Genomic DNA, 8,774 nt, shown 5'->3' with positions numbered 1-8,774 from the left:
GGTCGCTTATTTCTCCCACAACTGGTTAGTCAGACGCTTATCAGTCATTTATGTAGAAATATTTCGAAATATTCCATTATTACTACAAGTCTTCTTCTGGTATTTCGCTGTACTGGCTTCATTGCCCGGAGCGCGTGACAGTTTTTCTGTTGGTGAATCGATTTTTCTAAATGTTCGAGGCTTGTTTATCCCAAGTGTGATTGATGAGCAAGGCTCAATGTTTGTATACGCTTCATTGTGTATAGCGATTGCTGGCATATTCTTTCTTCGCCGCTGGGCGCATAGAAGGCAAGATGATACGGGCGAGCAGTTTCCTGTATTTTCAGTCAGTCTGGGTATTCTTTTTGGGCTGCCGCTACTGACAACACTAATAATGGGTGTTCCTTTTCACTTGGAATACCCAGAGCTTGGGCGCTTCAATATCAGCGGTGGAACCTCAATAATCCCGGAACTAATGGCTTTGGTTTTAGCTTTAAGTATTTATACCGGTGCATTCATTGCAGAAGCTGTTCGAGCGGGTGTTCAATCGGTGCCGCATGGACAAACTGAAGCCGCACGTAGTGTTGGCTTAAGTGAGCGAAAGATTATGTCACTGATCGTCGTGCCCCAGGCGATGAGAGTCATCACGCCTTTGCTAAATAGTGAATATCAAAGCTTGGTGAAAAACTCGACGCTGGCTACAGCTATTGGTTACCCGGATTTGTTTACTGTCTTTGTCGGCACCACACTCAATCAGACGGGACAAGCGATAGAAATCGTATTTATGACAATGGCGGTCTATTTTGTCATAAACATGTGTATTTCCTTTGTTATGAATCGATTCAATTCGAAAGTCGCTTTGGTGGAAAGGAAGTAAATGATGAGAGAGTTTAAAGCGCTGCCTGATAAACCGGCACCCAAGGATACAGTTGGTGTCATTGGCTGGATTAAAGAAAACCTTTTTTCTAATATCTTCGATTCAACAGCTACTATTATTATCCTAGCAATTTTATTCTCCGTTGTTCCTGGCATGCTGGATTGGCTGATTTTTTCAGCCGACTGGAGTGGTGACAGCCAGGAAGCTTGCTCTAAAGAAGGCGCGTGTTGGGTATTTGTTTCTGCCTGGATGCAACAATTTATGTATGGCAGTTACCCCAGCTCAGAACTGTGGCGAGTGAATCTTGCTTTATTGAGTCTCGCTGCTGTCATTGCTTTGCCTTATGTCTTGCCAAAAGATCTTCGGAATAAGATTGGCGTCCCGGTATTTTTGTTATTTCCATTTGTCTGTGCGACATTTCTGGACGGTAGCCTGTTTGGTTTGATGACAGTAAGTACTGACTTATGGGGTGGCTTTGCACTGAATATCTTTTTGGCGTCAGCGAGTATTATTATTGCTTTTCCGTTGAGCTTTTTATGGGCCCTAGGTCGACGATCGGAGATGCCTTTTATACGTAGTGTCTGTATTTTGTTGATCGAGTTTTTTAGGGGAACCCCGGTTTTAGCCCTATTTTTTATGGGCTCGGTAATGCTGCCATTATTTTTTCCTGAAGGCACCAGCGTAGATAAATTACTTAGGGTGTGGATTGTTCTGATTCTATTTATGTCGGGCTATATGGCAGAAGTATTTAGGGGTGGCTTTCAAGCAATTCCCCAAGGGCAATACGAAGCCGCTGACTCGCTTGGCCTAAGTTATTGGCAGAAAACTTTGCTGATTATATTGCCCCAGGTGATCAAAGTATCGATGCCCAATATTCTTGCTACCTTCGTTATGCTATTCAAAAATACTACCTTCCTTTTGATCATCGGTATATTTGAAATGCTCAGTACCACTCAAACTGCTTTGAATAACTCAAACTGGTTAGGGGGACATGCAACGGAAGGCTACTTATTTGTCGCTATGGTCTTTTGGTGTTGCTGCTTTGGTATGTCAATGATCAGCAGTAATATCGAACGCAAGCTGGATACCAGCCATAATAATAAATAGCGCTGTCTACTACGGAGATTAATGATGAAAACAGATGTAAAAAGCCAAAACTCTGAGGTTCTGGGCAGTAAAGATAACGTTATTGAAATTAAAGATCTGAATAAATGGTATGGCAATTTCCATGTGCTCAAAGATATAAACTTAAGTGTCAAAAAGGGTGAACGAATTGTTATCTGTGGACCATCTGGTTCAGGTAAATCGACGATGATTCGTTGTATCAACCGACTGGAAGAGTTTCAAAGAGGGTCTTTGGTTGTGAATGGTGTTGAGATGATCGAAGACGTTAAGAATATCGAAGCGATCCGTCGTGAAGTCGGTATGGTTTTTCAGCACTTCAATCTGTTTCCCCATTTGAGCATTTTAGAAAACCTGACGCTTGGGCCAATTTGGGTACAGAAAAAACCCAAAGAGGAAGCCGAAGCGATTGCAATGAAGTATCTGGAGCGAGTGAAGATTCCAGACCAAGCACTTAAGTACCCGGGTCAGTTATCGGGTGGTCAGCAACAACGTGTAGCGATTGCACGATCTCTTTGTATGTCACCTCAAATCATGCTGTTCGATGAACCAACCTCTGCTCTTGATCCGGAAATGATTAAAGAAGTACTCGATGTCATGGTTGAGCTAGCTGATGAAGGTATGACGATGCTCTGTGTTACTCATGAAATGGGCTTTGCTAAGCGTGTAGCGGACAGAGTAATATTTATGGATGGTGGTGGAATTGTTGAGCAAAATACACCAGAGGAATTCTTTACAAACCCAGAAACTGACCGCTTACAACTATTTTTAAGTCAGATACTTCAGCATTAATCCCAAGCAGCCGAGCTTCTTATTCTTGATGAGAGAGCTAATAGCCTTGAGAAGAAGATAGCTCTTCAAGTGTATTGAAGTTCATAAAGCTACTGGCTTCAGCATTTCTTGATGTTGAGAAATCAACCCAGATAGCACCGTTATCTTTAACCCACTTCATTACGCGGTTTTGCCTGTTTACGATTGCATCTTCCAAGCTATCAACAAACTGAGTAGAAATGCATAAGTGAAGAGGGTGGCTTCTGTTTTCATCTCTCGATGCGATTATCAAAGGCTGACCAGGGAACAGCTCTTGTTTTTGGTACAAGATATTGAGCATCTTTTGACCATACTCTTGTCCAAGGCAGGGTGTATCACAGGGGCTGACAAGCAAATAATCAGCATCAGTGTTCAACATCAAGCTGTGTAGTCCTGCCAAAGGACCTTGGAAGCCTTCGATTGAGTCAGAACACACAAGAGGACTGATTTCTTGATATTGAGTTTGATTGCGGTTGCAGTTGATTAACACGCGACGAACATAAGGCTGAAGCGAGTCAAAAACAGACTGGGCCATTGGTTTTTGTCGATAGAGTTGCAGTCCCTTGTCCTTGCCATCCATACGAGTGGAAAGGCCACCGGCAAGAATACCGCCATCAATTTGCAGTGTCATGAGATCTAAATCTGATAGGAGAGTAGCGATGTGGCACCCAAGAAGAGTGCCACCTATGCAAAGCGTAAACTAGTGGGCTTACAGGTTGCTGTCAACAAAAGCTGTCAACTGAGATTTTGATAGCGCGCCTACCTTCGTTGCATCAACATTACCATTCTTGAATAGCATCAAGGTTGGAATGCCACGAATATTGAATTTAGGTGGGGTTTGCTCATTCTCATCAATATTTAACTTACATATTTTGATCTTGCCAGCATAGTCGTCAGCAATTTCCTCAAGGACAGGGGCGATCATTTTACAAGGGCCGCACCACTCCGCCCAGTAATCGACAAGTACAGGGATGTCAGAATTTAAAACTTCCGTTTCGAAAGTTGCGTCACTTACATTGATGATGTTATCACTCATGTTTTGATTCCAATAAAAGATTTAGAGAAGCCTGAAAGCATTTGATGCGTTACAATACAGCTATCTCTTAAGAAATGAAAAATCGTAACGAGTAATATATAGCCTTATCAGAGGATTTCAAGGACGTGTTAACTCACAATGATACGAAAGCAGAGCCAAATAGCTGCTCAGACCACATTGCAGCGATAGATTTGGGCTCAAACAGTTTTCACATGGTTGTCGCAAAAATTTCTCATGGCGAGATTAGAGTCGTTGATAAGTTTGGTGAAAAGGTCCAGCTAGCGGCAGGTCTCGACGAAAATGGAGAAATAACTCCAGAAGCCCATATCAGGGCAATTGAGTGCTTGAAGCGCTTCTCCCAGCGGATCAAGAGCTTTGACTCTGCATCTGTGCAGATCGTGGGTACAAATGCTTTAAGAGCAGCCAAAAAGAAAACTGACTTTCTGCGTGATGCCGAGCGTGTAACAGGTCACCCAATAGAAATAATTTCTGGCAGAGAAGAAGCGCGTCTAATTTATCTTGGTGTTGCTCATACCCTGGCTGATGATAAAGGCAATCGCCTGGTTATCGATATCGGTGGTGGTAGCACCGAATTGATAATTGGTGAACGCTTTGAGGCAAAAGCCTTAGAAAGTATGCATATGGGCTGCGTTTCTTTCAGAGAAAAATATTTTCCTGGTGGTGAGCTAACTGAGCAAGGATTTAATAAAGCAATCAAGCACGCATCCAGAGAATTATTCAGCATAAAGGAACAATATAAGTCGCTTGGATGGCAGCATACAGTGGGTGCTTCGGGTTCAATTAAGGCTATTCTAAATGCTTTGCGTCATCTTGGTTTAGCTGAAGAAACGATTACATTAAAAGCTTTGAAAGAACTAAAAGGCCTGATGATTATTCTCGGACATTGTGAGGACTTAGTTAAACTAGGTGTGAAATCTGAGCGTGCATCGATCTTTGCAGCCGGCTTTTCCATACTCTACTCATGCTTTAAGGTACTGGGCATCAAAGAAATGGAGTTCACATCGGGCGCGCTTAGGGAAGGTTTGCTGTATGACATACTAGGCCGGATTCAGCATGAGGATGTCAGAGAACGTTCACTTCAATCGATGCAGGCTCGCTACGCTATTGATGTTGAACACGCTGAAAGAGTAGAGAAAACAGCGCTTCATGCATACAAGCAAATTGCTTCGTATTGGGATATAGCCTTACCGCAATGTGAAAATCTACTACGTTGGGCAAGCCGGGTTTTTGAGGTTGGGCACTCTATTGCTCATGCACAATACCACCGGCATGGTGCTTATCTCGTTTATCACTCTGACCTACCAGGTTTCTCGAGATTAACTCAGCTGCACCTTTCTGTGATAGTACGTACTCACAGACGGAAATTTAGTGATGAGCCTTTTATTGGAATGAGTAAACAGGAAACGCAAACACTGAAGCGCCTGTGCACAATATTCAGACTGGCGGTTGCGCTGACAGCAGAACGTAATCAAGCTGAAACGGATTTCACCCTAAGGGCTCAGGACGAGTGCTTATCCCTTAGTATGGGGAAAGGCTGGTTTGAGGCAAATCCCTTAAATACGTCGATCTTGGAGTTAGAGCAAGACTTGTTACGTAAGCAGGGCTTTCTTCTACTGCTAGCTAAAGATTGACGACTTTCCAACTACACGAGATTCTTAATGATTGTTTTAGGTATTGAGTCATCTTGCGATGAGACCGGTGTTGCTTTATATCATAGTGAGAAAGGTTTGCTTGCACACCAGTTATATTCCCAAGTAGAGATGCATGCGGACTATGGTGGTGTTGTCCCGGAATTAGCTTCTAGAGATCATGTAAGAAAAACCATTCCTTTAATAGACGCTATTCTCAAAGAAGCTGGGCTAGAGAAGGGCGATATTGATGCGATTGCCTATACTGCAGGGCCGGGATTAGTAGGAGCGCTGATGGTCGGTGCTTCCATTGCGAATGCCTTAGCGATGGCGCTTGATATCCCCATTATCGGTGTACACCACATGGAAGGACACTTACTGGCGCCGATGCTAGAAGATAGTCCACCGGAATTCCCCTTTATTGGTTTACTTGTATCGGGTGGCCATACTCAATTGGTTTCAGTGCAGTCTATTGGTGAATATGAAATTCTGGGTGAGTCATTAGATGATGCGGCAGGTGAAGCCTTTGATAAAGCGGCGAAAATGTTAGGGCTCGATTACCCGGGAGGTCCCCGAATTGCGAAACTGGCTGAATATGCCCGAACAGAGCTTGGTGGAACACCTTATCGATTTCCCCGTCCAATGACAGATCGGCCAGGACTGGATTTTAGTTTTAGTGGCCTGAAAACTTTTACCTTGAACACGGTAAATGATGTCCGTGCTAAGAAAGAGTTGGATAAAGATGATCAGGCAAGGATCGCGCTAGCATTTGAAGAGGCAGTTGTTGATACGCTTAGAATTAAATGTAAACGAGCCCTTGAACAAACAGGGATGAAAACGCTCGTTATTGCAGGCGGTGTGAGTGCCAATACGCATCTCCGACAGACTCTGGAGCCAATGGTAAAAAAACTGGGTGCCAGGGTTTCTTATGCTCGTCCGGAGTTTTGTACGGATAATGGTGCAATGATCGCTTATGCCGGCTATCAGCGCTTGCAGGCAGGCCAGGGCTCAAATCATGAGTTTGCAGTACAAGCACGTTGGCCACTAGATACGCTGCCTGCACTAGGCTAGATTTTAATCCTGACAATAGGTTAATTTGATGGCTCAAGATTACTCTGAGGTATTAATTGAAAAGCTCGAAATTGACGCCTCAATAGGTGTGTTCGAATGGGAAAAGCAGATCAAGCAAACATTGTTGTTTGACCTTGCTCTAGTGTGTGACTTTTCAGCCGCAGCAGAATCAGATGCCATAGAAGATGCTATTGATTATGTGGCGGTTTGCCAGGAGATTGAGCGCATTACCTTAGCCAAACACCATCAGTTATTGGAGTATCTAGCAGACAAAATAGCCGCATCGCTATTTAATAGCTTTGCAATTAGCGCGATAGAACTAAAAATAAGTAAGCCTGGCGCAGTTCCAAACACAAGATCAGTTGGCGTTAGAGTGAAGCGAACACGAGAGCAGCATAGCCATGCCTAAGGTATTCTTGAATCTGGGCTCAAATGTTGAACGTGATCAGAACTTTCGCTCGGGCCTGAGCAGCCTGAAACGGACCTTTGGTGACTTATCTTTGTCTTCAATTTATGAAAGTGAGCCGGTTGGTTTTGACGGTGCGTGTTTCTATAACATGGCGGTATCAATCGAAACAGAGCTAAGCTTGCCCAAGGTTATAAAGGCATTAAAAACAATTGAAGATAGCCACGGCCGCCTGCGCGGAGATAAACACTTTGCACCAAGAACGCTAGATATTGATGTGGTCAGTTACGGGCAACTGACAGGTTTTCATGATGGAGTTGAGCTCCCGAGGCCGGAGCTATACTACAATGGCTTTGTTCTATGGCCGATGGCTGAGTTAGCACCGGATGATATCGATAGCAAAACTGGCTTAAGCTACCAAGTCTTATGGCAGCTTAAGCAAGTAGAAATCGAAGCGAAGCAAAAGGTATGGCGAATTGATCCAAGTTCAGTTGCTGCTATTCTCAAGCCTTAAGCTTATTTGTTTTCATGAAATCGGTGGTATTCAGCGATTAAACCGGCAGTAGAAGAATCTGCAGCAATGTTGGAATCAGCGTCTTCCAGTTGTTTGAGTACTTCGTTACCTAGCTTTTTACCTAACTCTACTCCCCACTGATCAAAAGAATTAAGCTCCCATATTACACCCTGAACGAAAACTTTATGTTCGTAGGCGGCAATTAGGGCACCGACGCTCTTTGGCAGCGTTTTCTCAATAAGAAAGGTATTACTGGGTTGATTACCTTTGTGCTCCATATGCTTGGCTATGAGTTTGGCTTTGGGTTCGTCGTAACCCCTATTTAATAATTCTTGAAAAGCCTGCCTTTCACTACGCCCCTGCATCAAGGCTTGAGTTTGGCTCAGGCAGTTAGCCAATAACATCTTATGATGAGAGCCTGATGGGTGATGCGTATCAAGCGTAGCAATGAAGTCACATGGGATTAGTTTAGTGCCCTGATGCAATAACTGGTGGAAAGCATGTTGGCCGTTAGTTCCAGTACCCCCCCATATTATAGGGCCTGTATGGTAAGTAAGAGCTTTACCTTTTGTAGATACGTGTTTGCCGTTACTCTCCATATCTAATTGCTGGAGGTGATCAGGAAGAAAGCTCAGATACTGATCATAAGGCATTACGGCATGTGAGTCGGCGCCAAAGAAACTGTGGTACCAAATGCCTAGCATTGCCATCAGGCTTGGCATATTCTGCTCAAAGGGAGCTGAGATAAAATGCTCATCCATTTCGTGTGCGCCTTGTAGCAAGGCTTCGAAGTGCTCATTGCCAATCATAAATGCGATTGGAAGACCAATTGCAGACCAGAGTGAATAGCGCCCTCCTACCCAGTCCCACATAGGGAAGATATTTTCTTCCTTAACTCCAAAGGCTATCGCAGCTTCGATATTACTGCTCACAGCATAGATATGCATGCCAAGGTCTTCTTGAAGCATTCCGTGCTCTAGTAGAAAGTTCTTTACAGTTTGAGCATTTGTAAGTGTTTCCTGTGTACCGAAGGACTTAGACTGAATCAGGAAAATGGTGGATTCAGGTACGATCTGAGAGAGCACTTGGTGGCTATCGCTACTGTCTACGTTAGCAATATAGTGACAACTCAGGCCTTCTTTGGCGATGGGTGATAGTGCTTCGGTAACTGTTTTGGGGCCTAGATAAGAGCCCCCAATGCCGATACTAACGAGAGTATCAATGGGTTTTCCGGTGTAACCAAGAACTTCCTGTTGGTGTATTTTATCAACGAATTCTTGAATTTGAATTCGACATTCAAGGATTTCATC

The 8,774-nt window shown here is 43.8% G+C and carries 10 protein-coding genes; 7 read left to right on the top strand and 3 right to left on the bottom strand.

What is annotated here, in order from left to right:
• From A3735_RS26040 to A3735_RS26030, 3 genes are all read left to right on the top strand, one after another.
• Positions 1-856: amino acid ABC transporter permease (locus A3735_RS26040; protein WP_068638928.1), on the top strand; the 856-nt coding region annotated here is incomplete at its 5' end.
• Complete coding sequence (locus tag A3735_RS26035) at positions 857-1,963, top strand: amino acid ABC transporter permease (protein ID WP_231872152.1); 1,107 nt, start codon at positions 857-859, stop codon at positions 1,961-1,963.
• Positions 1,964-1,984: 21 nt separating this feature from the next.
• Positions 1,985-2,770, top strand: coding sequence for an amino acid ABC transporter ATP-binding protein (locus A3735_RS26030; protein ID WP_304440029.1), 786 nt, complete (start codon positions 1,985-1,987; stop codon positions 2,768-2,770).
• A gap of 37 nt (positions 2,771-2,807) precedes the next feature.
• Here A3735_RS26030 and mobA read toward each other — a convergent pair whose 3' ends face one another.
• Positions 2,808-3,419, bottom strand: coding sequence for a molybdenum cofactor guanylyltransferase MobA (gene mobA, locus A3735_RS26025; protein WP_068509986.1), 612 nt, complete (start codon positions 3,417-3,419; stop codon positions 2,808-2,810).
• Between the two features lie 78 nt (positions 3,420-3,497).
• Complete coding sequence (gene trxA, locus A3735_RS26020; protein WP_068509988.1) at positions 3,498-3,824, bottom strand: thioredoxin TrxA; 327 nt, start codon at positions 3,822-3,824, stop codon at positions 3,498-3,500.
• A gap of 125 nt (positions 3,825-3,949) precedes the next feature.
• Between trxA and ppx the strand changes: the two genes are divergently transcribed.
• Genes ppx through folK form a run of 4 tightly spaced genes read left to right on the top strand, consistent with a single transcriptional unit; the run spans position 3,950 to position 7,464 of the window.
• Positions 3,950-5,476: an exopolyphosphatase gene (gene ppx, locus A3735_RS26015; protein WP_068509990.1), complete on the top strand. Its 1,527-nt coding sequence runs from the start codon at positions 3,950-3,952 to the stop codon at positions 5,474-5,476.
• A gap of 27 nt (positions 5,477-5,503) precedes the next feature.
• Positions 5,504-6,544 (top strand): tRNA (adenosine(37)-N6)-threonylcarbamoyltransferase complex transferase subunit TsaD, encoded by a 1,041-nt coding sequence (tsaD, locus tag A3735_RS26010; RefSeq protein ID WP_068509992.1) that lies wholly within the window; start codon positions 5,504-5,506, stop codon positions 6,542-6,544.
• 28 nt (positions 6,545-6,572) lie between these two features.
• On the top strand, positions 6,573-6,953 hold the full coding sequence (gene folB, locus A3735_RS26005) for a dihydroneopterin aldolase (protein ID WP_068509994.1): 381 nt from the start codon (positions 6,573-6,575) through the stop codon (positions 6,951-6,953).
• Positions 6,946-7,464, top strand: a complete 519-nt coding sequence (gene folK / locus A3735_RS26000; protein ID WP_068509996.1) for a 2-amino-4-hydroxy-6-hydroxymethyldihydropteridine diphosphokinase — start codon at positions 6,946-6,948, stop codon at positions 7,462-7,464. The genes folB and folK overlap by 8 nt, the downstream gene beginning before the upstream one ends.
• Before the next feature lie 2 nt (positions 7,465-7,466).
• On the opposite strand, the gene pgi is transcribed toward folK, so the two are convergent.
• Positions 7,467-8,774, bottom strand: a 1,308-nt coding sequence (pgi, locus tag A3735_RS25995) for a glucose-6-phosphate isomerase (RefSeq protein ID WP_068638924.1), incomplete at its 5' end; no start/stop codon positions are given.

It is taken from the genome of Oleiphilus sp. HI0061 (assembly GCF_001635675.1).
Note: the sequence above shows the minus strand (reverse complement) of the source record. Positions and strands in the feature narration are given on the sequence as shown.